This window comes from Sphingobacterium griseoflavum, assembly GCF_014653155.1.
GTDB classification, from domain to species: Bacteria; Bacteroidota; Bacteroidia; order Sphingobacteriales; family Sphingobacteriaceae; genus Sphingobacterium; species Sphingobacterium griseoflavum.
Genome location: NZ_BNAF01000008.1, coordinates 108,613 through 132,846, shown reverse-complemented (window position 1 = coordinate 132,846; position 24,234 = coordinate 108,613). Strand labels below are relative to the sequence as shown.

At 47.6% G+C, this 24,234-nt stretch carries 16 protein-coding genes; 8 read left to right on the top strand and 8 right to left on the bottom strand.

Annotation, left to right across the window (positions count from 1 at the left end; translation table 11 throughout):
• Positions 1-85: 85 nt before the first annotated feature.
• The 7 genes from IE165_RS11870 to IE165_RS11840 all read right to left on the bottom strand — a co-directional run bounded on the left by IE165_RS11870 (position 86) and on the right by IE165_RS11840 (position 9,750).
• A complete protein-coding gene (locus IE165_RS11870; RefSeq protein ID WP_189626844.1) occupies positions 86-1,648 on the bottom strand; it encodes a SusD/RagB family nutrient-binding outer membrane lipoprotein in 1,563 nt (520 codons plus the stop codon).
• A gap of 65 nt (positions 1,649-1,713) precedes the next feature.
• Positions 1,714-4,866, bottom strand: a complete 3,153-nt coding sequence (locus IE165_RS11865; RefSeq protein WP_189626843.1) for a SusC/RagA family TonB-linked outer membrane protein — start codon at positions 4,864-4,866, stop codon at positions 1,714-1,716.
• Between the two features lie 381 nt (positions 4,867-5,247).
• On the bottom strand, positions 5,248-6,117 hold the full coding sequence (locus tag IE165_RS11860; RefSeq protein ID WP_189626842.1) for an aldose 1-epimerase family protein: 870 nt from the start codon (positions 6,115-6,117) through the stop codon (positions 5,248-5,250).
• Positions 6,118-6,219: 102 nt separating this feature from the next.
• Positions 6,220-7,218, bottom strand: a complete 999-nt coding sequence (locus tag IE165_RS11855; RefSeq protein ID WP_189626841.1) for a mannose-1-phosphate guanylyltransferase — start codon at positions 7,216-7,218, stop codon at positions 6,220-6,222.
• A gap of 80 nt (positions 7,219-7,298) precedes the next feature.
• Complete coding sequence (locus IE165_RS11850) at positions 7,299-7,730, bottom strand: adenylyltransferase/cytidyltransferase family protein (protein WP_189626840.1); 432 nt, start codon at positions 7,728-7,730, stop codon at positions 7,299-7,301.
• Between the two features lie 151 nt (positions 7,731-7,881).
• Entirely contained in the window at positions 7,882-8,352 is a 471-nt protein-coding gene (locus tag IE165_RS11845) for an adenylyltransferase/cytidyltransferase family protein (RefSeq protein WP_189626839.1), read from the bottom strand.
• A 372-nt stretch (positions 8,353-8,724) separates the two neighbouring features.
• Positions 8,725-9,750 (bottom strand): NAD-dependent epimerase, encoded by a 1,026-nt coding sequence (locus IE165_RS11840; RefSeq protein WP_189626838.1) that lies wholly within the window; start codon positions 9,748-9,750, stop codon positions 8,725-8,727.
• A 150-nt stretch (positions 9,751-9,900) separates the two neighbouring features.
• Here IE165_RS11840 and IE165_RS11835 point away from each other — a divergent pair, with 150 nt between their 5' ends.
• The 8 genes from IE165_RS11835 (at position 9,901) to IE165_RS11800 (ending at position 21,699) form a co-directional block, all read left to right on the top strand.
• A complete protein-coding gene (locus tag IE165_RS11835) occupies positions 9,901-10,890 on the top strand; it encodes a LacI family DNA-binding transcriptional regulator (RefSeq protein WP_189626837.1) in 990 nt (329 codons plus the stop codon).
• Between the two features lie 141 nt (positions 10,891-11,031).
• The gene (locus IE165_RS11830; protein WP_189626836.1) at positions 11,032-11,880 is read left to right on the top strand and encodes an ROK family protein; all 849 of its coding nucleotides are present in this window, start codon (positions 11,032-11,034) and stop codon (positions 11,878-11,880) included.
• Complete coding sequence (locus IE165_RS11825; RefSeq protein WP_189626835.1) at positions 11,877-13,166, top strand: sugar porter family MFS transporter; 1,290 nt, start codon at positions 11,877-11,879, stop codon at positions 13,164-13,166. The genes IE165_RS11830 and IE165_RS11825 overlap by 4 nt, the downstream gene beginning before the upstream one ends.
• 286 nt (positions 13,167-13,452) lie before the next feature.
• Entirely contained in the window at positions 13,453-16,563 is a 3,111-nt protein-coding gene (locus tag IE165_RS11820) for a SusC/RagA family TonB-linked outer membrane protein (protein WP_189626834.1), read from the top strand.
• A 10-nt stretch (positions 16,564-16,573) separates the two neighbouring features.
• Positions 16,574-18,208, top strand: a complete 1,635-nt coding sequence (locus tag IE165_RS11815; protein WP_229826523.1) for a RagB/SusD family nutrient uptake outer membrane protein — start codon at positions 16,574-16,576, stop codon at positions 18,206-18,208.
• Between the two features lie 18 nt (positions 18,209-18,226).
• Positions 18,227-19,372: a SusE domain-containing protein gene (locus IE165_RS11810; protein ID WP_189626832.1), complete on the top strand. Its 1,146-nt coding sequence runs from the start codon at positions 18,227-18,229 to the stop codon at positions 19,370-19,372.
• Between the two features lie 11 nt (positions 19,373-19,383).
• Positions 19,384-20,514 carry a glycoside hydrolase family 76 protein gene (locus tag IE165_RS11805; RefSeq protein ID WP_189626831.1) on the top strand — a complete coding sequence of 377 codons (1,131 nt, stop codon included), beginning with the start codon at positions 19,384-19,386 and terminating at the stop codon, positions 20,512-20,514.
• 9 nt (positions 20,515-20,523) lie between these two features.
• Positions 20,524-21,699, top strand: coding sequence for a glycoside hydrolase family 76 protein (locus IE165_RS11800; RefSeq protein WP_189626830.1), 1,176 nt, complete (start codon positions 20,524-20,526; stop codon positions 21,697-21,699).
• Between the two features lie 197 nt (positions 21,700-21,896).
• Here the strand turns inward: IE165_RS11800 and IE165_RS11795 are convergent, their stop codons facing one another.
• Positions 21,897-23,420 (bottom strand): gliding motility protein RemB, encoded by a 1,524-nt coding sequence (locus IE165_RS11795; RefSeq protein ID WP_189626829.1) that lies wholly within the window; start codon positions 23,418-23,420, stop codon positions 21,897-21,899.
• Between the last annotated feature and the right edge of the window lie 814 nt (positions 23,421-24,234).

Here is a 24,234-nt window from a genome sequence, read left to right as displayed (position 1 = left end):
AAAGGGGATTACCGACTCGGTTAATCCCCTTTTATTTGTACGGAACACAGATTTTAATGAACGTTCCGTGTTTAGCGTTTCTACCTTAGTTCGCGACGTCCCACCATACGCGGGATGTCATAGCGTCGCCATTGCTTGAGCGGCCAACAGCCTCTTGGTAGTTTGCTGTATTGACCGTGGATTCGGCTACTGGATAGGTGAAGCGTCTTGGAATTGTGCCATTTGTCACGTTCCCAATATAACTGACCGGTGTTAGCACGGGAAACCCTGAACGTCTCCAGTTAGCAAAAGATTCGTACTCATCGGAAAAGGTATTGATGTAGTACTGGGTATTGATCTGTTGCAATGCAGTTGCCTCGTTAAAAGGATTGGCGACCAAATAGGCTTGGATTGCAGCATCGCTAATGCCCGCAATATCAAACTGCGTAAACTGCTTCATAGCGGCTGTCACCCCCGCATCGTAATAACTTTTGGCAGAGCCTGTGATCCAGCCACGTTGTGCAGCTTCTGCGAGCAGGAGCTGGTTTTCCGCATAGGTCACCAAGAACGTTGGGGCATTTAACTTCGCATACGTGTATCGATTGGCCACCGAGTAACTGTTCATCGAACCTGGGTAAAGCGGATATCGATCAATATCTGTAGCTCCTTCAAGTTGGTCATAACCGTTCGGCAAACCAATCTGCTTACTTGCGGTGGTGTCGCCTCTCGAAAATGCAGCCTCATCTACCTTAATTCGCGGATCTTCTACAACCGTAGCCAAAAACGACAACCGCGGATCCTTCGTGTTTTTTAGCAGGTTGATAAATGACTCGCTCATCCGATACGCATTTGGATCTTCGTGTACATACACTTTTCCAAAAGGCTCTGCACTATTGTTTGCCGTTACTCCACCGGTATGTTTGATAAGTGCGCTTTCGGCGTTGCTGGCAAAAAGACCACCTGTAACGGCAGCATTTACCCAAGTTCTGGCTTCAGTCTGATCGACCTTCGACAGGCGCATACCCAAACGCAACATCAACGAATACGCAAATTTCTGCCAAAGCACCACATCGCCTCGATAGATGATATCCGCATCACCAATGATCGAGGTCTTGTCTTTCAAATTTTCGGCCGACTCTTGCAATTCCTTCAGCATATCCGTATAAATCGCTTGTTGCGTATCATATTTCGGGTAGCCGTTCAACTCATGAAATCCTTTCCCTGCTTCGAAATAAGGCACATCCCCGTACAGATCAGTCATGCGATGAAACAAAAATACTTTCAAAATACGCGCCATCTGCAGTTCAGTAGCATAGGCCGGATCATCCTTCCAGTTTTCCAGTAGATCGACGGCATCGCGAATACCATTGGGATACATTCTATCCCAAAAAGCGGCATTGTAATCTGGGTTATATAAATACTTGTCGCCATTCCAATAGCTTTCTACGGAAGCCGTGTGCTGGATCATCGTACTGATGTAGATTAATCCATTACGCCACGCTTCATATTCTGTTCCATAAGCGTACTGTTGCACATTGGTAAACATCAGTTTAAAATCCATTCTTTCGGCATCGATCACTTCCGGATCGACGTTTAGATCACCAAAGTCGCTACAAGCGGTAAAGCCTAAGCCACAGGCAGCGAGGATATATAATAGTTTCCTTTTCATTTTTTTCAATTTTACTTTGTTTGGAAAGCGACGCGTTTCCACATGCGCGACCCAAAACATCCTTTCTAAAATTTCAGATTAAGGTTAAAACCTACATTTCTTGTGTAGGGGTTACCATTCAACTCCAAACCTTGCGCGTTGCCATTGTTATAAGCCGATTCCGGATCAATGTTTGGTGTGTTTTTGTGGATAGTCCACAAGTTACGCCCCACTAAAGCTAAAGATGCGCCTCTAAATGGTGTCTTCGATAGCATGGATATCGGAAGCGAATAACCGAACGATATCTCGCGCAATTTCACAAACCCAGCATCATACACGAATTCCTCCGTGATATTTTGGCTCACGACATGCTTCCAGTAGGTTTGCGCGTCGATCGATTTCGTATTAACCTCGCCATTTGCCGTCACACCTTGCCCGATAATCCCCCCCTCACGGCCTTCCAAGGTTGCTTTGTGCAAGCCCGTGCCATAAAGATTGTAGTTCGTGCCCGAATAGATCTTCGCACCGAGTTTAACATCCAACAACGCCCCTAGAGAAAAGTTCTTGTAGCTAAAATCATTGCGGAAACCACCAGTAAAGCGATATACACCGTTACCGAGGATCTCTACTCTATCGGAACGAACAGGCAAACCATTGCTGTCGAATATACGATTACCGTTTGCATCAGTCTTGTATTTATAGCCCACAATCTGACCATAATTGAGGCCAACAATCTGTTGGATCGATGCATTCCCGCCGTTGGACTGACCGCCTTCCACAATGAGATTGGTTTGACCACCCAAGTTTTGCACCTCACTATCGTTAAATCCGAAATTGATAGACCCCCTCCATTTGAAGTTTTCTTTACGAACGATATCGCCATATACCAAAGCTTCGATACCTCTATTCTGCAACTCACCAATATTTTTTATGGCCGTTGAATAACCAGAAGCCGAGCTCGTCGTCACGCGAACGATATCGTCGGTTGTATTTTTCTTGTAAACAGCCAAATCCAAACCAAAACGATTGTTGAAGAATTCCATGTTCAAACCAGCTTCCCACTCAGAAATGCGAACAGGTTTCAGGTCTCTATTAGGAATAGTTTCGTTGTTTATCGTTCCTACCGGACGCTCTAAAATTTCATAAGATAAGGTTCGGTAAGTCAACAAACGTTGGTAAGGATCTGTTCCATTGGAAGCTGCCGCGCGTGATAAACGCAATTTACCCATATTGATCCATTCAGGAAGGTTTAAGTGATCGCTGAAGACATAACTCAAACTCGCCGCTGGATATACATAGCCATTGTTTGCGGGGTCGAGCGTCGAATACCAATCGTTACGCGCAGACAGGTTCAAGAACAGGAAGTCGCGAAAGCCAAAATCAGCCGTTCCATAAACAGAGTTTACCGCATATTCCTCGAATATTTTCTTGAAGGTTCGTGTGCCTGCCGCCACGTTTCCGGTATTATACACACCATCAACAATGAACGGACGAATGCCCCCATCCGTACCCCAAGTCTCTTCCTTGGATTTCAACGCATTCCCACCTACCGTTGCAGAAATAGAGAAATCACCCACATTCTTCTTTGCGCCGATCAAATAATTGAAATTGGTCTCTTCAAACTCCTTGTTGTATTCGTTGATGAAACCATTTGGATCGGCTGCAGCGCCTTTCGGTTGGATTTGTTTGAAGGCTAAGTTGAAGCCATCGCGCGTCGCGGCACCTTGTACATATAACCAGTCGGTGATATCATAGCGTAGGTTAAAACCGCCTGTCAAACGCTTTCTAGTCGAATTATTTGACTTATTGTACTGCAAGAAATAAGGATTGTTGAAAAACACGCTGTTACCAGGTTGCAGTTCTTTACCCGCAGCATCCACAGCAGCGTCCAACCAACGAACGTCATAACCGTTCGCCAAATACAGAAGGGTTGCATTGGTATTGCCGTTACCATCAGAGAGGTTCGGTCTGTTTTTCACGAACTCAAACATATAGTTTACGTTCAAACCTAATGTTACCTTAGGTGTAATTTTATACGTCGTGTTCAAGTTGGCCCCACGTTGGTTAGAACTTGAGTTAGGAAGAATAGGTGTTTCGTGAATGTTATTCAATCCCAGACGGAAGGTCGATTTTTCATCGCTTCCACTCACCGCAACCGATGTTTGGTTCGTCAATCCGTTTCGGTAAAAGTTTTGCCAATTATCCACAGGAGAATAAGCATAGTTTTCTCCCAAGCGGTTTACGGCGTTGCTCCCATCCAAACGAGCTCCCCAACTTTGGTTGTACGTGTCGAAAGCAGCTTCGCTGCTGCCCGGTTTTACACCTTGTAGCCCCTGCCCGTAAGTGCTTTGAAAATCACGGTAGTCGTAGATGCCGTTCACGGTAAAATTGTTGTTCACCTCGATTCCCAAGCCTTGTTGTCCCTTTCCAGACTTTGTGGTGATCATGATTACGCCGTTACCACCGCGAAAACCATATAATGCCGATGCGGCAGCGCCTTTTAAGACTTGGATACTCTCGATATCATCCGCATTGATGGCATTCATGCCATCGCCCATGTCCATACCGCCCCATTGGCCTGCAGATCCTTGATTTTGGTTGTTCAGCGGAATCCCATCAACCACATATAACGGTTGGTTGTTCCCTGTCATGGACGCTGCCCCACGGATAACAACGCGGCTACTGCCGCCTACTCCAGTAGCATTTCCCGCCACACTAACGCCGGCGACCTTACCCGATAGCGCATTACCAAGGTTTGCGTCCCGTGATTGTGTGAACTCATCGCCCTGTACGGTTGTCGTGGAATACCCCAACGACTTTTTTTCGCGCTTAATACCCAATGCTGTTACCACGACGTCTTCCAGCTGGTTGTCGGCGTTTACGAGCGAAATCGACAGCGTCGTGTTGTCGCCTACAGTGATTTCCTGTCCTTGATAGCCTATGAAGCTTACGACGAGTACTTGCCCTTTGCTTGCCTGCAACGAAAAGCGCCCATCCGCATCTGTCTGCGTGCCCGCGCTTGTACCCTTTACGCCTACCGTTACCCCAACGATTGGCTGTTTTGATGTTGCATCAACAATCGTTCCTCGGATAGTTTGTTGGTTATGTACCGTCACATCCAATACTTCCACGGAAGAATTAGGACGGGCGTGTACTTGACCATAACTTGTTGCGAACAAAGCCATCGGGATCACCCAAGCCCTGCCCACACACCATTTAAGTTTGTCAGCTTTCCACATACTGTGTGTTTGTAAAATTAGAATAATACCTGTTAACGTGTTTCTTTGCAACGGGTTGCATAATTCCATTCTACAGAAGAATGCAATCGGTTGCTTTTTAAATCCGTGCTAAGTAACGGAATAATTTTTACAACAAAAATTGTTTAACAAAAAACGGAGCGGAATTTAAATCCTTTTAGCATAGCGGCTAAAACGTTGTAAATATGGTAATAAAATGGCCCCGTCACGCATGCAAAATAGAGGGTTCATACCTAGGTGAACATTTCGCAGTGCAGCAGTTTTTCCCTAAACAGTCGATTTAAACATCTTACCCAGGATGGAAGAAAGCACAAACATGCTTTTTAGAGCCGCTTTAAAGGTATGGAAAAACCGAGTTAGCAATTACATGCCTACCTTCACACACCAGCTACGCTTCCAACGATCACTACTGTCCAACGCCACGATGCCCTCTTTTTGCGACAGTTCGCCATGATGTTGGCTGACGTCGTTCACACCGCACCAAGGCTCCAAACAAATAAATGGAGCACCTACTGGCGCCCACAAGCCAAAATAGGGAAAGCCGGGAAAATGGATATCAAGACGGTAATCCCCTTGTCTATTCTGCAATAGCACATTGCTGGAACGAAGATCTTTCAACACCCAAGCGTCTTTCTCGAACATCTGCGTATACAGTGGCAAACGAATACCTTCCAGAGGCTGCCATTCCGCTTGTGTATCCAACAAACCATTCTTGATAAAATAGCGCGTAAGCGCGTGGTCATTCGGAAATACCAAATAATAGTCTGACATATGCTTTCCTTTCGAAAGATCCAACTGGAATGCAGGATGCCCCCCGAGCGAAAAATACATGGTTTTATCACCCTTGTTCTGCAATTCATAGCTGCATAAGAGGGAGCGCTCCTGCAGTACATAGCGTAGGATCAGCTGAAAGTCAAACGGATACATTGCTTTTGACTCGTTGTCCGCTGTAAGCACAAACGCTACCTCGTTTGGTCTTTCCTCGAGCAAAGCAAAAGTACGATCGCGGGCGAAACCATGTTTCGGAAGGCTATACGATTGCCCGTCATAGACATAGCTGCCATGCTTCAGTTCGCCAACAATGGGAAACAATATCGGCGAAGATTTCGGCCAATAAGACGCATCACGTTGCCAAATATAGTTCCGCCCATCCTGTTTAGAAACCAGCGATCGGAGTTCCGCTCCTTGCGGCGCAATTTCGATAAGCAAGTGCTCGTTCTGTAAAATGTACATACTTTATAAATGATGCGGTAGCGAAAGCTTAGGCTTTTGGCAAATGAAAAGCCGTTGTAAGCGGAGCGGGTGGCAGGACGAACGTGTCATGCCCGCCCGCAACTAATCGATCAATTTGGACTGATGCTTTTCCAAAGTATTATATACCTTTTTGACGTCCTGCGATTTTTCCTTCTGCACAAACAGCAGCGCATCATCGGTATAGACAACGATCGTGTTCTTTAACCCTACAAAGGCCGTGTATATATCCGACCCGATGATCATATTTCCATTTTCGTCCACCGTGTACCCTGTGGAACGTAAGTAGTCATACAACGACTCAAAAGATCCCAAGTCAGACCACTGAAATTGCGTCGCGACGACACGTATTTTTTTTGATCGCTCCATCACCGCGTAATCCACACTGATGGAAGGAATCTTCTTCGAAAGGGCTTCATCTAGACGACCAGCTTTTTGGTGTTGCCAAGCAGCCAGTGCTGTGGCATATACCTTCGGCTCAAATTGCTGCAGCTCGGTCAAAAAAGTATCCGCTCGGAAGCAGAACATCCCGGAGTTCCATAGAAAATTGCCCCGTTCAATAAAGTCTTCCGCTGTATCCTGATTCGGCTTCTCGCGAAAGGAAAGCACCTTGTCGCCCTCATACTCGATATAACCATAGCCTGTTTCTGGCCGGGTAGGCTTGATTCCAAAGGTAATGATGTAACCTTCCCTAGCCTTCTCAATCCCCATCTTGATAGCCGTATTGTAATCGTCCTCTCCCACAATTACGTGATCAGACGGCGTTACGACCAAGATATCATCCGGCGAAGCGGCAAAAGCAGCAAAGGCAATTGCAGCGGCAGTATTTCTAGGTGTTGCCTCGACGATATCCACATATTCTACGCCTTGGCTGTCTAGCACCTCTTTACTCAATTGGTAATTGTCGCAATTCCCGACAACCATAACTTTATTGCACAGGCTGCGATTGCGAAGTACCGTCATACCAAACAAGGATCCCTCCTTAAATAGATTTAGGTACTGTTTCGGATTACTTTTCCGGGATAATGGCCACAGGCGGCTCCCCACGCCACCCGACAATATTACGTGTACAATGTCACTCATGTGTTATTTGTATAATGAATAATGGTGATGTTTTGGTACGCGACATACGCGCTAAACATTCACCTCCCTACCATTAATCCCTATCCCTTCAAAATCTTTTCCGCTTCCTTATCCGCCACTACCTTGCGCAAACCATGGCTAGAAAACCGATGTGTGCGCTTGTTGTAGTAGATCTCAATACCCTCTTCCACACAGTATTTTCGTCCGGTAAAATCTTTATCACGGTATTCCTCCCCTATAAAGCGAACTTGAACATGCAGAGCCTGCAGCATATCTGCCAAATCTTGCTCGGTTTCATAGGGAATAATTTCATCAACGTAGTGGCAGCCTTCCAGCTGTATATAACGTTCTACAACAGTCTGTGTGGGTTTGTTCTTCGTTGGGTCCACTTCCGACGGATCGGTATTTAGGCCAACGATCAAGTAGTCGCAGTTTCTTTTGGCTTCTTCCAACATCATGATATGGCCAGCATGGAGCAGGTCGAAAACCCCAAATGTAATTCCTATTCTCATCGTTTTGTTATTAATAGCACCTGGCGTGGATGGAACATAGCGAGCGGAGCAATTTGCTCACCCCGTGTACCCTAAGTGATACCATCCGTTGCATACATGCTCTATTTTATATTAAAAAAGGTGTCTCTCGCGCGCAGGGTCGTCTTTTCCACTATCCCCGTGACTTTTTCTTTCCATCTTCGCCCATCGCCACTACCGTTCCATTTTTTTCTCGCTCCTTTTCTGCTACGGTGCGGCGCAACCCAGAGCTCGAAAACCGATGGTCGCGACTGTTGAAATACAGCTCTATTCCTTTTTCCTCGCAATATTGGCGACCGGTAAAGGTTTTTTCCTTGTATTCGTCGCCCAAGATACGAACATCAATTTTAAAAGAACGCAAGATATCCTCCAAATCCTCCTCCGTCGCGTAGGGAACTATCTGGTCCACGTATTTACAACCTTTCAGTTGGATGTAGCGCTCCACAACGGTCTGTGTAGGCTTATTTTTCTCCGGCCGATCCAACGTGGGATCTGTTTGCAAGCCACAGATCAAAAAATCACACTGTTCCTTTGCATCTTCGAGCATTTTTATATGTCCCGCATGTAGGAGATCAAATGCAGAGAAAGTAATTCCGATTTTCATGTTTTTCTGAATCAAGATTTAAATAATATTTGAACGTTAAAAGCAGCATTTCATAAGAGCTGAAGATCTCTCCGCTTATCAACCTTCTTTTTCGTTTTAATGGCTGATGTTTTTATGCCACTAATATACAGAATTTTCATATTCTTTATTAAAAAAGCTACCGCAGTCGAATCTTTTAATACAAAAATAACCTGTTCTAGTTCATTTCCGTGAGGAATACAAGTATACAAGAACATTCGATTTATGGAAGTGCGTTAAATCTACCTGTTAAACATGCCAATACCCATCGCGCGCGGGATCAACCATAGTTAAACATTGAAAAAATAACGCACGCAAATTCCCGCTGTTTAACTGAACGATAAACCTAACCTTTTAAGTAATGTCGAACCGACAGGTCTGGAACCATGCGACAAACTTCTTTACACCTTCCTGTAAGTTTGTTTTACTTTCATACCCCAAAGCCTGCAGCTTACTTATATCCGCCCAAGTGCGTGGCACCTCGCCCAGCTGCATCGGCAGCATTTTTTGTCGGGCAGTCTTGCCTGTGGCCCTTTCCAAGGCTGCTACAAAATCCGTCAACTGCACCGGTTTCCCGTTCCCCACATTAAAGACCTGATACGGCTTTTCGGCCCGATTCGGATGCTGAAGTGCGACGTATACACCTTGGCAAATGTCGTCAACGTAGGTAAAATCGCGCGACATTTCGCCATGGTTGAACAGCTTGATCTCGCGTTCCGCTGCAATTGCCGAGGCGAATAACATGGGCGCCATATCCGGGCGTCCCCAAGGGCCATAGACGGTAAAAAAGCGCAAGCCTGTGGTCGGTAGCTGAAAAAGGTGGCTGTAACTATGGGCCATCAGCTCGTTTGCCTTTTTCGTAGCCGCATAGACACTCACCGGATAGTCCACACAATCATCCTCCGCAAACGGTATCTTGCTGTTCTCCCCATATACAGAAGAACTCGACGCATATAGCAAATGTGCAACCCGCTCCTTTCTGCATCCCTCCAATATGTTAAGAAACCCCACCACGTTGCTATCCACATAAGCTTCCGGATGCGTCATGCTGTGCCGTACCCCAGCTTGCGCTGCCAAGTGGATCACGGCATCGAATTTTTCCGATGCAAAAAAAACGGGCAGCTGTTCCCGGTCCTCGATGTTCATCCTTACAAAGCTAAAGCTGCTATTTACCGTCGAGATGCTCTGTCTGCCCCATTGCTGCGCATCGTCTCGTGCAACGCCCAGCTCTTCCAATCTGGCATATTTCAGCTGAACAGCATAGTATGAATTGATATTATCAAGGCCGACAACGGACAACCCTCGTTCCAATAAAAGCTTACAGACATGGAAACCGATAAAACCTGCGGCTCCTGTTACCAGTATTTTTTTGTATTGCATAGCGTAAATGCAAGATAAAAAAAATTCTAACGTTTTGGTTTAGAAACCTTATGGGTTATAGAGAAGAAAATTCCGCAACACGTCGCGACCAAATGATCTTTATACGAAAAATCAAAAAAAATCGTAATTTGCTAGCAAGAAAAAATGAGCATGTCCATTAGTGAAATTGCAAAGCATCTGAAAGTATCAAAGTCGACCGTCTCGCTGGTAATAAATGGAAAAGCCGAGGAAGGCCGCATCAGCAAAGCATCGGCGCAGCGAATCCGTGACTATATTGAAGAGATCGGCTACAAACCCAATGCGCTGGCCAAGAGCTTGGCTACGGGAAAGTCGCGCACCATTGGTCTTATTGTAGAGAATATCGGAGATTCTTTTTTTGGACCTATTGCCCTACATATTGAGGAGTATCTACGCAAGCATGAGTACCAAGTGTTGTACAGTAGCACAATGGGGGACAACAAGCTAGCGGCGGAAATCGTGCAGACTATGCTCGACAAGCAGGTGGAAGGCATCATATTGGCACCCACCGATGCCATGCATGACGAAGTGGAACGGATGCTAAAGAGCAAGATCCCACTCATATTGTTTGACCGTAAAATTCCTAATTTGCAAACCAACTATGTCGGCACGAACAATTATGAAGCCAGTAGACTGGCTGTGGAACATCTACTGGAGCGGGGCTACAAAAAGATCGGCATGGTAACGATCGACTCGCAGCAGCCGCAGATGCAGGACCGCTTGCGTGCTTACCGCGACGTGCTTGCAGAGCATGATTGCAAGGAACAGGTCCTTTACACATCGTTTCTCGACAAAACCCATGACCCCGCCAAAGAAATGACCAAATGGCTAAAAAAGAACCCGCACATCGACGCCTTGTTTTTCAGCACCAACTACGTCTGCATAGCTGGCCTCAAAGCCATCCGTAAGCTAGGTCAAGAGCACGCGCTAGGGGTAATTACCTTCGATGATCTCGAAGTGCTGGAACTAATCCGTCCTCAAATTTCCTGCATCCGGCAGCCTCTTGAAAAAATAGCCCAAGCTGCCGTGCAAATGCTCATGGAGCAACTCCTTGATAAAGATAAGCCTGCAACAGAGAAGATTATCAAATCCAAAATACAGATCCGCGAAAGTTCTTTATAAAAATATTTGGAGATTCTCCCGAATTCTTCTAGCTTTACAAATAGCAAAACCGGTTTTGCTATTTGTATAACCTTTATAAATCATGTTTACAAACACTTTTTTGAACCATTATGCGTGCCGTACCGGCCGCTGCGCCAGCCTATGAAAATGCCGATTGTTATCTGTCTAGATGTCGGGGGCTCGCACATCGCTACGGCTTCCTTGCAGATCCGTAACGGACAATACACCGCCTTGCGGGAAGCCCGAGGAGATGTCAATAGTATGGAAAGCCGTACGTGCATTCTCGCCCAATGGGACGCCGTGATCCGCCAAGTATGGGATCCGCAGCAACACGAAATTGCCGCTCTGCTTGTCGCCATGCCCGGACCCTTCGACTATGTCCGCGGTATATGCCTCATGGATGGTATGCATAAATACCAAGCGCTCCTGCACATGGACGTCCGATCTTATTTAAGTGCAACCTACGACGTACCAGCAGATGCCGTACGCTTTGTGAACGATGCCGAGGCCTTCCTCTGGGGCGAACTCTACCATTATCGGCTACACGGACAGCGTATCGTCGGACTCACGCTGGGAACCGGATTGGGCTCTGCGTTATACGACAACGGCACAGTAAAGGATCTAAATTACGGCTCTGCCGCGTTCCGGCAAGGCATTGCCGAAGACTATATTTCGACGCGCGGCATCCTCACGTTCCTGCAGCAACGGGGCGTAAAGCACCTAGCCCATGTAAAAGCACTGCTGGACACCGACGAATTGGAGACCGAACGTGGTGAAGCATTTACCTACCTTGGCGATGCGCTGCAGGATTTTCTCAAGCAGCATATCCTACCCCTGCAGCCCGATGGCATTATCCTGGGCGGAAATATTGCGAAAGCACATCCCTGGTTTTTGCCGGCAGTGGAGAAAAAGTTACAGCTTCGCTGCTATGTTGCTTCTTTTCAGGAGTGGAATCTATTTTATGGCCTTGCAACTTCTTATCAACAATGAAAAACGTATGGAAATATGCGCTGATCGCCTCTTTGGGCGGTTTCTTGTTCGGCTTCGAAACAGCCGTGATCTCTGGCGCAGAGCAGATTATTCAAAAATTATGGCACCTGGATGCGTTCTGGCATGGTTTAACGGTGTCCATCTCCTTGATCGGAACAATTTTGGGCGCGTTGTTTGCCGGCGGGTATGCCGAAAAATATGGGCGTAAATCCGTCTTGGGCGCAATCGCGCTCCTCTACCTCTTTTCAGCAGTCGGCTGCGGACTGTCACCTATCTGGTCATTGTTTCTATTATTCCGATTTCTGGGCGGGCTGGCGGTAGGCGTTAGCTCGGTCGTGGGCCCTGTCTACATTTCGGAAATTGCGCCCGCAAAGGATCGCGGCAAACTGACGGGCTTATTCCAAATCATGATTGTAACAGGCATATTTGTAGCCTACCTAACCAATTTCCTTTTTGCTGGCTTGGGCGAGCAGGCATGGCGCTATATGCTGGGCATCATGGCCTTGCCGGCGGTCCTGTTCTACGCATTACTGCGGATACTTCCCGAAAGCCCACGCTGGCTGGCGATACACAAGGGCACTGCGGCCGCCAACGTCGTTTTTGCGCGTTTGGGACAGCCGACCTCCACAGCAGAGATGGAACCGACCAAACGACAGCCGGCAACCGCACTATGGCAAAAGCAATACAGCAAACCTATTTTCTTCGCCGTCATGCTAGCCTTCTTCAACCAAATGACGGGGATTAACGCAATCCTGTATTACGCACCGCGTATCTTTGAGATGGCAGGATTTGAGGCCCAGCTCGCCTATTTGCAGCCCATTTTTATTGGTGGCACCAATGTGTTGTTTACCTTATTGGGCATGAGCATCATCGATCGCGTAGGACGAAAAAAGCTACTCCTGTTAGGCGCTATTGGCATGTTCTTCTTTTTATTGCTAACGGCATTTGGACTGAAAGGCGAGCACTCACCCTTCCTGCTGTACTATATTATAGGCTTTATCGGTTGTTTTGCGCTGTCGCAGGGAGCAGTTATATGGGTGTTTTTGGCCGAGATCTTCCCCAATGAAGTACGCGCAAAAGGTTCCTCGTTGGGCAGTACCACACATTGGGTTTTTGCCGCCATTATCTCCTGGCTGTTTCCCGTGGTGGTGGAAGGTTTCGAACAGGGCGGTTTCTATATATTCCTTTTCTACGCCCTGATGGTCGTCCTTTCCTTTGTATTTATTTTGCTCTTGCCCGAAACAAAAGGCAGGGCCTTGGAAAGCATGAAGGAGACACTGCAGTAGCTGCAGCGACCGAAACCAACGCGGCATACCTTCCCTCACACTGCGGCGCTGAGCGATACCTCCTCGCTCAGCGCCGCAGTTTGTTTAGAGGCCCCGCTTGGCTCTTTGTGCAACCACAAAAGATATTTTCTATCCTAGAAATTTCGTTCATCAGCTTGTCTTCGAAAAAATTTACGTGAATGCTAGGAATTGCAAATTTTATCTTTACTTTTGTTAAACCGGTTTAGGTGTTAAGCTAACCCGGTTTTGCTAACAGGCGCAAGTCACGATATAAACCATTATTCATATGATCAAAAAGTCGAAATTATTTCTTGTTGCGGGGGCCTTGTTGTTTGGGCACTACCCGGCACAGGCGGGTGTCGGCACTTTTTTGTCGCGCCACATGGAAGTACAGCTGTCGGTGCGCGGAAAGGTCGTTGATGAACGCGGTAGCCCCATACAAGGGGCCACAATCCTCGTTGTCGGCAGCTCCAGCTCGGCGGTGACTGATAGTGAGGGAGCCTTCACGCTAAACGCCAAACTAGGCGATAACGTACGCATAACATTTCTAGGCTATCAAGACGTTATGCGCCGTGTAGATGGCGAAGAAATGACCGTAACACTTTCCGACAACAACCAGTCTTTGGATGAGGTCATTGTCGTGGGCTACGGTACGACCACACGCCGATCGGTGGTGGGGGCTGTCGATCAAATCAATGCCAAAGCTATTGAAAACCGCCCAGTCGCCAATACTATGCAAGCCTTGCAGGGCGCATCGCCCAGCCTCAACATACAGCAGCGCAGCATGGATCCCAACAGCAATACCATGAATATCAATATCCGTGGTATATCAACACTGAACAGCAACGGACCACTGGTCGTGATCGATGGGCTCATCACCGACGTGGCTGCCCTCAACAAGCTCAATCCGATGGACATCGAGAATGTGTCGGTGTTAAAAGATGCAGGTACAGCGGCAATTTATGGATCGCGCTCGGCCAATGGTGTTGTTTTGGTGACCACAAAAAGTGGAAAACGTAACCAGCGGCCACGAGTAAGCCTCTCGTCGCTCGTCGGCGCGCAAGATCCGCAGATCTTGTTTAGCCCCGTGCAGGGCTATCAAAATGCGACGCTCAAGAACTTGGCCTTGACCAACGTGGGCAAAGACCCCGAGTTTACGCCTGACCAGATTCAAGATCTTTATGATAACCGCGGTATAGAACAGTGGAACTACGACCAAATCATGCAGGCGGCCTGGCAGCAAAATCATAATGTCACCGTATCGGGTGGTGGCGAGCAATCAACCTACCTATTCTCTGGTGGATTCCTGGATCAGGGAAGTAATTTCGTGGGCAATAGCGATTACGGCATCAAACGCTACAACCTACGCAGCAATATGTCTACTGAATATGGGATCTTCAAACTAAACACCATCGTATCTTACGCGCGCAACAACGGCTTGAGCAGCACGGCAAGTAACGCCATCATCAATTCGTCGCGCATACCGCCCTATTACTATTATCGCATGCAGGCAGATAATGGACGCTACCTGATCAACAATGCGTTAACGGATCAAAATCCCTTGGCGGAATTGCGGGATGGAGGATACATCAAAAGCGACAACGATTTCTTCAACGCTAACATAGCCCTTGATGTGCGGCTGATGGATGGGCTGAAGCTCCGAGGCGTTTTTGGGGCAGACATAAATGCCGACCACCGCTTTATCCGACGTATTCAAGTACCATTATACGCCAGTGCCGACGCAGAAAGACCGGCTGTTAATGTAAACTCGACCCGCAATACGGAGGATTTCAACGAGAAAAGAACGCTGCTAAATTACCAATTGCTATTGGACTATAACAAGACCTTTGGCGACCATGAATTCAAAGGACTTTTTGGCGCAACCAACGAATCTGAAACAAGTCGCATCAACGAAATCAAATACCGATTTACGGATCCTATCCTAGGCACACCAACCACCGGTACGGAGTTTGATCCGACCAGTCGGTCGTCATTGGAAGGAACTCGGGAAATAAATATCAGTTCTTTAATTGGCCGCTTAAATTACGCCTATGCACAACGTTACTTTTTGGAAGCTACTTTTCGTTACGACGGTTCATCGCGCTTTGCCCAAGCATATCGCTGGGGCTTCTTTCCTTCAGTATCTGCGGGTTGGCGGCTTTCTGAAGAATCTTTTATGCAAGCCTATAGCGAGCGTGTAGGCGATCTGAAATTAAGGGCTTCTTATGGTGTATTGGGGAATCAGGATATGGATCCTTACCAATTTTTAACGCGTTATGAGCCTTTCAACAACAGTTATGGTTTCAATAACAGTGCGGTGAGCGGTGCAGGTTTCCGATTAGGAACAGAAGATCTACAATGGGAACGGACAAACAATTTCAACATCGGTGTAGATGCTTCTTTTCTCCAAAACCGTTTAACGGCCAGCTTCGACTATTTCCATAAACACACTTCAGAAATCTTGTTGACACCAAGAATCCCTGCGACTTTCGGAACGATATTAAATAAAATGAATATCGGTAAAATGAACAACCAAGGTTGGGAATTGGTCCTAGCCTATAATATGCAGACGGGCGAAGCACAGCACAGCTTCTCGGCAAATGTTGGTGATACCTATAACGAAGTAACCTATTTTGAAGGAAAAGAACAGTTCTCGGAAGCAGACCGCATACGCAAGATTATCCGTGAAGGCCTGCCGGTCAACGCTTATTATGGGTATAAGGTACAGGGGTACTTCCAGAATATGCAAGAGATCGAAACGGCAGCCCTGCCGGTGGGCACCAGTTCTTCGGATTTGCAGCCCGGCGACGTGCGCTATATCGACCGCAACAACGACGGGGTCATCGACTCTAAAGACCGCTTTGTACTGGGGCATGCTTTCCCACGCCTTACTTTCGGCTTTACCTACGACGTGAAATTCAAGAATTTTGATTTCAGCATGTTTTGGCAGGGTGTCGGTAAGCGCGATATGATGGTGCGCGGCGAATTGGTGGAGCCTTTCCACGAAAACTACTCCTTTGCTATCTACCAGCATCAGCTCGACTATTGGACGCCTACGAATACCGATGCTGCATGGCCGAGACTTACCGCGGCGGGATCGTCATCCACAAGCAACAATTACCAGATGGAATCGGATATCTACCTATTCAACGGACGCTATGCACGCTTAAAGAATCTGCAGGTGGGCTATTCCTTACCGCAAGGCTGGGCCAATCGCCTGCACTTACAGCGTGCGCGCATCTTCGCCAATGCGCAAAATTTGCTGACGCTTAGCATGAACTCTTGGATAGACCCCGAGTCGTCGGAATTTGATGGCAACATGAGCGGTAGCGCCAACAGTGCACGGAATTACCCTACCTTGAAATACTATGGGCTGGGCTTAGATATACAGTTTTAATAGCATGACAATGAAACGAATTATTCACTTTTTATATAGCGGCGGTCTCTTGCTGCTAAGCTTGTATTCCTGCAATACGATGGATCCGCTCCCGACAGACGAATTTACCGATGCTACGTTTTGGCAGTCGGTGGAAAATGCCGAGCAGATGGTCAACATGGCCTACAATCAAATGTACTCGGCCGATAAGATGTTTAACGATGAAGCGCTGAGCGATAATATTTTTGAAGGACGATCCAATACCGATCAGCGATCCATTCGAAATGGTATGCCCATGCCCACTTTAGGGCGTTTTGCCTCCGAGTGGAGCGATGCGTATGGTGGCCTGAAGACGGTTCACGTATTTTTAGAAAATGTAGACCGCGTGCCTGATGCGACCGATGCTTGGAAGCAGAGGAAAATAGCCGAAATGCGCTTTATCCGTGCGTTGATCTATTTCCGGCTAGTCAACTTCTACGGCGATGTGCCGTTCTTTACCGAAGATATTACGTTGGAAGAATCGGAACAAATTGCGCGCACACCAAAAGCAACGATTTTGGCATTTATCCACGCAGAGCTTTCTGCGATCAGCAGTATGCTCCCCAGTCGCGACGAACTGGCTAATGCAGATCGTGGTCGGATTACCAAAGGTGCGGCCATGGCTTTTCAAGCACGCGCTTACCTCTATGAAAGCAACTGGCAAAAAACGGTCGACTACTGCGACAGTCTGATGAATGCACAGGGAACCTATGGCAACTATGCGCTATTCCCAAGTTACAGTGGCCTTTTCGAAGCAGCCAACGAGTATAATGAGGAGGTGATCTTAGACTATGCCTATGTACCGTCCCTAAAAATGTGGGGCAAACTGTATGATGCGGCACCCTTATCGGCTGGCGCACGACTCAACGCCTATGCGCCGCTGCAGAGCCTGGTAGACAACTACTTGACACTAAACGGCACCAGCATCGGCAATACCCCGAGTTACAACGAAAACAATCCCTATGTCAACCGTGATCCACGTTTAACTGCAACGGTCGTACATCATGGTGCACAGTGGGTCAACTTTGACGGAACCACACGCACCATCTATACCCGACCGGGCACGGGAAGCAGCGAGCAAGAGCGCATGGATGTATATACGGGCACAGCCGCCAATGCATCGCCCACTGGTTACTACGTGCGTAAATATTATGACAGAACAGCTACCGAGGTGTTTCAATCGGGTCTAAACATCATCATGTTTCGCTACGCGGATGTCCTCTTGATGTATGCCGAGGCAAAACAACAGCTCGGGCAACTGGATGCCACCGTCTGGAACCAGACCATACGCCCAATCCGCCAACGGGCGGGCTTTGAAGCTGCCTCGGCACTAGACTTTCCTGTCGGCCTCAACAGCGCAGCCATGACGACGCTGCTACGCAACGAACGCCGGAGCGAACTTGCTTTGGAAGGCTTGCGCTACTTCGACATCGTCCGTTGGAAAGCCGGTAAAACGTACCTTGATGGCCCGGTATATGGCGCAAAATTTGCCAATGGCAACAGCGACTACATCCGTCTCGATACCCGGCGCTTCGACGAGAACAGAGACTACCTTTGGTCGTTGCCGCAAGTAGAAACTGATTTAAACAAGAATTTATTGCCGAACAACCCCGGCCATGCTAACTAAATAATAATCTAAGCAATCATGAAAAGAATTTCTATTTTTATTTGGCTTTCAGCCCTGCTCGCTTGCTTTGGAGCGTGCAAAACCGATAATATGAACTATAGCGATGTGCAGGTCACGGCAGTAAACACGCTCTTTGAACCCTTGGACAACAAGGCCGTGAAACTAGTGAGTTCCAGCACGGCCTCCTTGTTTTTTGAATGGGAAGCTGCGCTTAGCGAAGATGGCGGAGCGCCGCTGTATGAAATAGTTTTTGACAAAGTGGGCGGTGACTTTTCGAAACCCCTATACAAGCTGATGTCCAACAATAAAGGCTTTGCCAACAACGCCTACGTTACCCATAAGGTGCTCAATGCCGTGGCCATTTCCTCGGGCGTAAATCCAGGTGAAAGCGGCGAGGTACAATGGACAGTAATCGCTTCGCGCGGGATCAATCGCGTGCAGTCATCTGCCGTACGCAGACTCAACATCAGCAGTTTAGAAGGTTTTGCCGATATTCCCGACGAGCTATATGTATCAGGAGAAGGCTCGGAAGGCGGAACATCCGTCGCAACAGCACTACCTTTCAAACAAACGGCGACCGGTGAATTCGAGATTTACACGCGGTTGGAAGCAGGAAAAAGCTATGTATTCCTTGACCGCAAGGATGCAAATGCCCGCAAGTTCTTCACCGACGACCAAGCCAAACTGAAAGAAGCCACTGACGACACCAATATGCAGGTCAGCCAAACGGGGGTATACCGCATTACGCTCGATTTCAACGTCGCAACCGTTAGCTTTACCGAAATCCGGTCCATCGGCCTTTGGTTCTCGCCAGAAAACAAAATCTTGTTTAACCTTCCTTACCAAGGTAAAGGCATCTGGAGCGGTACGGGTACCGTAACCTTCCGTCAAGAAAGCTGGGGGCGCGACGAGCGTTACAAATTCCAGTTGACAACGGTAGCAAACGGGAACAACGTTACCCAACAATTTGGTGCGAAAAACCCAACCGACAGCCGCCCAACAGCGGCAAGCGATCCATCCTACTACCACCTGAAACTGCTGAATGCCGTGACACAATGGGACGACAAATGGAAGTTTGATGGTGCCGTAGATGGCAAGTCGACCACCATCAGCGTCGTGCTGCAGGGCGACAAGGAGTATACGCATATTGTTAAAGTGAACTAAACCTCGAACCGATGACATGTAAAGCTATAGGATACACGCTGATCGCCATGCTCACCCTGGTGGGCTGTGGCAAGATCAACGACGAATACCAGTATAACGACGAGTTGCCCATCTCCTGGGAGGAGATGGCCAACCGTACGACCGACACGCTTATTCGACAGTTCTGGAACGAAGATGGATATTTCAACTACGGGAGCGACCGCTCGGATCTAGGCTTCCAGTATTGGCCAAATGCGCACGCCATGGATGCCGTGATCGATGCCTACCTCCGAACCAACGATCCAAAATACAGCGCTTATTTTGCAAAATGGTTCGAGGGCGTTCGCATCAAAAATGGTGGCAATTACTACAATGTATTCTACGACGATATGGAGTGGAACGCCTTAACCTTTTTACGACTATACGAGATTACCAAAGAACAGCAATACATGGATGCCACGATCTTGCTTTGGACAGATATCCTGAAAGCTTGGAACACCGAATATGCAGGTGGAGGATTGGCTTGGCGCAAGGACATGCTATATTCCAAAAATGCATGCTCCAATGGCCCTGCCAGCATATTGGCGGTACGTCTGTACAAACTGACCACCGATGAGACTTACCTCGATTGGGCAAAACGGATTTACGAGTGGCAAAAAGACATCCTCTTCGATCGCGCCACGGGAGCCGTGTTTGATAATATCAACGGCGAAACCGATGTGATCAATACGGTGGCCCTTACCTACAACCAGGGTACTTTCTTGGGCACAGCAGTGGAACTCTACGATGTGACACAGGATCCACTTTATATGAACGATGCACAGAAAACGGCCAATTACACCATTTCCAAATGCATCGATGCGAGCAGTAATGTGCTGCGCGATGAAGGCGGTGGTGACGGCGCATTATTTAAAGGGATATTTATGCGCTATTTCGTGCAGCTGTTGCAACGCGACGGTGTAGACGATAGCTTTCGCTTGAAGTTTGAAAACTTCCTGCGCAACAATGGCCGAGTAGCTTGGCAACAAGGCGCCGACCAAAATTTTCTGCTCTTTGGCTCGTCCTGGGCACAACGCCCCGTAGGCGATGCCCAACTAACAGGACAAACAAGCGCTGCCATGTTGTTTGAAAGTATAGCGTATTTCGAAAAAAACAGTAAATAAGGAACACACATGAGAAAAATTCTAGGAGCCACGCTGGCGCTCTTGTGGGCATCTTGCCTACAAGGGCAAAAGCAGCCCGAAAACGTCAACTATGCGCGGGCTACAGCAAGTTTATCCACCATCCAAAAGCATTATGCCGTAAACGATGGCAAGCATCTTTTTCGGGAAACTTTCCCGTTCGACGACAGCTATAGCGCCACGTACCTGGCAGATAACAACAACCAGCCAAAAGCGAATGCTTATTCGTACCTATGGCCCTTCTCCGGAAGCCTATCCGCCTATGTAGCCTTGCTCGAAACAAAAGACGATGATTCGACCAAACAACATATCGACCGCGCCGTCCTGCCGGGTTTGGAAAATTACTTCGATAAGCGCAAACCTGTCGGCTATGCATCGTATGTAAACAGCGCGCCACTTTCCGACCGCTTTTACGACGATAATATCTGGCTGGGCATAGATTTCGTCGATCTGTACCTGCATAGCAAGCAAAAGACATACTTGGACAAAGCGCAAGAGATATGGACCTTCGTGGAGAGCGGCATGGATGATAAGTTAGGTGGTGGTATTTATTGGTGTGAGCAGAAAAAGGAGTCCAAAAATACCTGCTCTAATGCCCCCGCCGTGGTCTACCTGCTGAAGCTTTACCAAGCAACGAACGCGAAAGGATACCTGGACGAGGCAATAAACTTATATGCCTGGACGAAGAAAAACCTGCAAGATCCTTCCGACAAGCTATATTGGGACAACGTAAGTTTGACAGGAAATGTACAGCAAGCCAAATATCCGTATAATACAGGACAGATGATACAAGCCGGTGCTTTGCTGTACAAGCTAACCAAGGAGAAGCGATACCTAACGGAGGCGCAAGAGTCGGCAAGATCCGGACTGCACTATTTTTTCACGAGCCAAGAGACGTCGGGCTACCCGGTCTTGAAGAAAAGTGACAATTGGTTTATTGCCATCATGCTACGTGGTTATATCGAACTTTACCAACAAGACAACAACGCCCAATATCTAGATGCCTTTCAGGCCAATCTAGACCATGCTTGGACAGCTATGCGCGATAACAACGGCTTGTTTGGAAAAGAGTGGTCAGGAAAAGACAAGAATAGCGATAAGAAATGGCTATTGGATCAATTTGCCATCGCGGAGATGTATGCGCGTTTGGCAGGAATAAAACATTAAGATGATAGCATCACCGAGTAGATCAGGGAACGAGGGTTGACAGGGTGTATCGGGACGCGGGCAGGACTTGTTTGAGATTTTCCAAACATCCATGATAACCATGATGCCCTATTGACGGCCTGCCAATGACGCAGCCCGTTTATAGGGCATTATATTTCCATATCGCAGGAAGTTATACGCCGTATCCTGCCCTCTTCTTAATACTCGGTTTGGAATGTTCGGAAGGACGAGCGAAGGCCGATGGTAAAGATGTTGGCATTTACCCGATCGCCACCGCTGAGGGGTTTCTGCTGTCTATTAATCAGCCCCAATTCCCATCGCAAATTATATTTTGGATTTAGGACATATGCCACACGCAGCTCATTGTAGAACAAATCGATAGCCTGTCCCTGTCCAATACGAAAGCCCCCTGCTGGCTGCTGGCTTTTAAAAATATCCCCGCCAAAATTAGCCGTAGCGGAAGGATCCGTGCCATATCGCGCAAACATCGTTTGCCCATAAAGGTCTACACGCTTCCAACGGTAGGTGGCTATACCAAGTATCTCCCGAAAGTTAGCCCCATTGGGATGCGCCAATGGCTCTCCGTCGTTACTGTGGTTGATTCGGTTGTTACTATGTTGGTAGGTATACGGAGCCGCCTGGTTAAATTCGGCCGTGATATTTAAATTATTCACCGCAAAAACATCGAAAGCACGGGCACCTAGCTGATAGGCCGTCCGCCGATCTCTGTCCTTATTGAAAGAAATTTTGCTCAGATCGTCTGCAAACATCTGCCCGTAAAACATGTACTTGTCCCAGGGTTGGTATTTGACATTCAAGCCTAAACCTCCGTTCACTTTTTTGGTATTGTCCTCGCTGTACCGTGACCAAATCAGCGAATGAAACAGCCCTACCGTCAGCTTATCACTGGCCAAATAATCAATATACTGGAAGGCCGCATATTTGGATGCGTTACCAAGACGAACACTCTGTTGGTTTTCCAGCAGCTGGACTCGTGGATTACGGCGATCCAGCATATAGGCCCAAACGGAATTGTACTGAAAACGCTTCTTCTGTCCTGAAAATTTGGCGTAGGTAAAATTGTACGGATTGTCAGATAGCAACATTGATCGATATCCATCACCAATGTGCAATTTATCATAGGCCAATTCCACTTGAAAACCATCGCTTACACGGTAGCTCATATGCACCGTGGTATTCATCCAATCGTACTCGTGATTTTCCAGATTTTTGGAAAAGCCTTGCCCCGGGAGGCCGCCCAATGCTGTCGCGGTGCTATCGATGTGCGTGGGAAAACGTGCTTGCGTTTCAAAAAAATTAAAATAAAGGTTAAAGTTGTCTTTCACAGAAAGTCCGGCCTGCACACCTCGGCTATTGGTCCACAGTGTCTTGCTGTTCGTGCCGGTCTGCCGTCCAACGACAAAATCGGGTAGAAAGTCGGCATAAAAACGGTGATCATCTTTCCTGACTTCGATGAGGTGTTCCTGAAATAACTTGCGGTGCAGCCATCCCCTGCTACTGTCCCGCGGAACAATGTCGTAGACGCTATCGAGCTGCTTCCCCACCACAAAAGGCTTTACGGCTGTATGGGTACCAGCCTCGCCATATACAGCCTTCCCATACCGATGATATTGCTGAAAAGAGTAGGGCTGGTAATATATTTGGGCCGCAACCTGTTGCACATACAGCAACACAAAAAGGAACAGACTTAGTTTTCTCATCGTTAAATTTACGCGAATATAACAATAATCGTACCTGTTCGTCCATACGGACGGTTTAATCATACGATAAGGTGTTCCTCGCGAGAAATGGGCATTGCTAAGCTCGCGACGAGTTTGTCCCTAAGCCCGGGACGGGGGGCGTTACTTTTGAAAGGCAAAAGTAACCAAAGCCTCGTCGCTGATTTTTGTTGCATCCTTATGGGGCAATGCATAGGCAAGTTTCTACAGACGCAACAAAAATGATGCGACATTCCTGTTAATTGGGAGCAGAAGCAATATGGGCTTGCTGCGGCTAATTGCATTATGCTAATACTTTTGCATCTTAAGCGAAGAAGTGATAAGGTGAGAAAGTGATAAGGTGAAGTGCCGGCTCTTAAATAGTGAGCAGAAGCAATATGGGCTTGCTGCTGATAATCGCATTATGCTAATCCTTTTTGCACCTTAAGTGAAGAAGTGATAAGGTGATAAGGTGACGTGCCGGCTCTTAAATAGTGAGCAGAAGCGATAATAGCTTGCAACTAATGGCTGTAATCTGCAGTGCTCTATAATAGCGAACGATAAGCGTTTGATAACAAAAAGCGTATGACGGAACTTTTAAGTCTCCTTGCCTGTGCTGGGTGGCGAAGAATATGTTTGGGGTTTCGAGGGCTGGGCAAGCATGGAATCATGTCGACATCGCATCCAAAGCGATGACAATGTTATTCCAGCTTCGTCCAAACAGCTTGCTTTGCGCAGGGCGGGCCTGTGCGACAGAGCACCTCAAGGAGACAAAGGCTTTTGATCAATTTGGTCTTCAAAAGTGATGCCCTGCCGC

What these genes read in the sequence shown, in the direction of transcription:
- IE165_RS11870 (WP_189626844.1), bottom strand. Translation starts at nt 1,648, where the DNA reads ATGAAAAGGAAACTATTATATATCCTCGCTGCCTGTGGCTTAGGCTTT.
- IE165_RS11865 (WP_189626843.1), bottom strand. Translation starts at nt 4,866, where the DNA reads ATGTGGAAAGCTGACAAACTTAAATGGTGTGTGGGCAGGGCTTGGGTG.
- IE165_RS11860 (WP_189626842.1), bottom strand. Translation starts at nt 6,117, where the DNA reads ATGTACATTTTACAGAACGAGCACTTGCTTATCGAAATTGCGCCGCAA.
- IE165_RS11855 (WP_189626841.1), bottom strand. Translation starts at nt 7,218, where the DNA reads ATGAGTGACATTGTACACGTAATATTGTCGGGTGGCGTGGGGAGCCGC.
- IE165_RS11850 (WP_189626840.1), bottom strand. Translation starts at nt 7,730, where the DNA reads ATGAGAATAGGAATTACATTTGGGGTTTTCGACCTGCTCCATGCTGGC.
- IE165_RS11845 (WP_189626839.1), bottom strand. Translation starts at nt 8,352, where the DNA reads ATGAAAATCGGAATTACTTTCTCTGCATTTGATCTCCTACATGCGGGA.
- IE165_RS11840 (WP_189626838.1), bottom strand. Translation starts at nt 9,750, where the DNA reads ATGCAATACAAAAAAATACTGGTAACAGGAGCCGCAGGTTTTATCGGT.
- IE165_RS11835 (WP_189626837.1), top strand. Translation starts at nt 9,901, where the DNA reads ATGTCCATTAGTGAAATTGCAAAGCATCTGAAAGTATCAAAGTCGACC.
- IE165_RS11830 (WP_189626836.1), top strand. Translation starts at nt 11,032, where the DNA reads ATGAAAATGCCGATTGTTATCTGTCTAGATGTCGGGGGCTCGCACATC.
- IE165_RS11825 (WP_189626835.1), top strand. Translation starts at nt 11,877, where the DNA reads ATGAAAAACGTATGGAAATATGCGCTGATCGCCTCTTTGGGCGGTTTC.
- IE165_RS11820 (WP_189626834.1), top strand. Translation starts at nt 13,453, where the DNA reads ATGATCAAAAAGTCGAAATTATTTCTTGTTGCGGGGGCCTTGTTGTTT.
- IE165_RS11815 (WP_229826523.1), top strand. Translation starts at nt 16,574, where the DNA reads ATGAAACGAATTATTCACTTTTTATATAGCGGCGGTCTCTTGCTGCTA.
- IE165_RS11810 (WP_189626832.1), top strand. Translation starts at nt 18,227, where the DNA reads ATGAAAAGAATTTCTATTTTTATTTGGCTTTCAGCCCTGCTCGCTTGC.
- IE165_RS11805 (WP_189626831.1), top strand. Translation starts at nt 19,384, where the DNA reads ATGACATGTAAAGCTATAGGATACACGCTGATCGCCATGCTCACCCTG.
- IE165_RS11800 (WP_189626830.1), top strand. Translation starts at nt 20,524, where the DNA reads ATGAGAAAAATTCTAGGAGCCACGCTGGCGCTCTTGTGGGCATCTTGC.
- IE165_RS11795 (WP_189626829.1), bottom strand. Translation starts at nt 23,420, where the DNA reads ATGAGAAAACTAAGTCTGTTCCTTTTTGTGTTGCTGTATGTGCAACAG.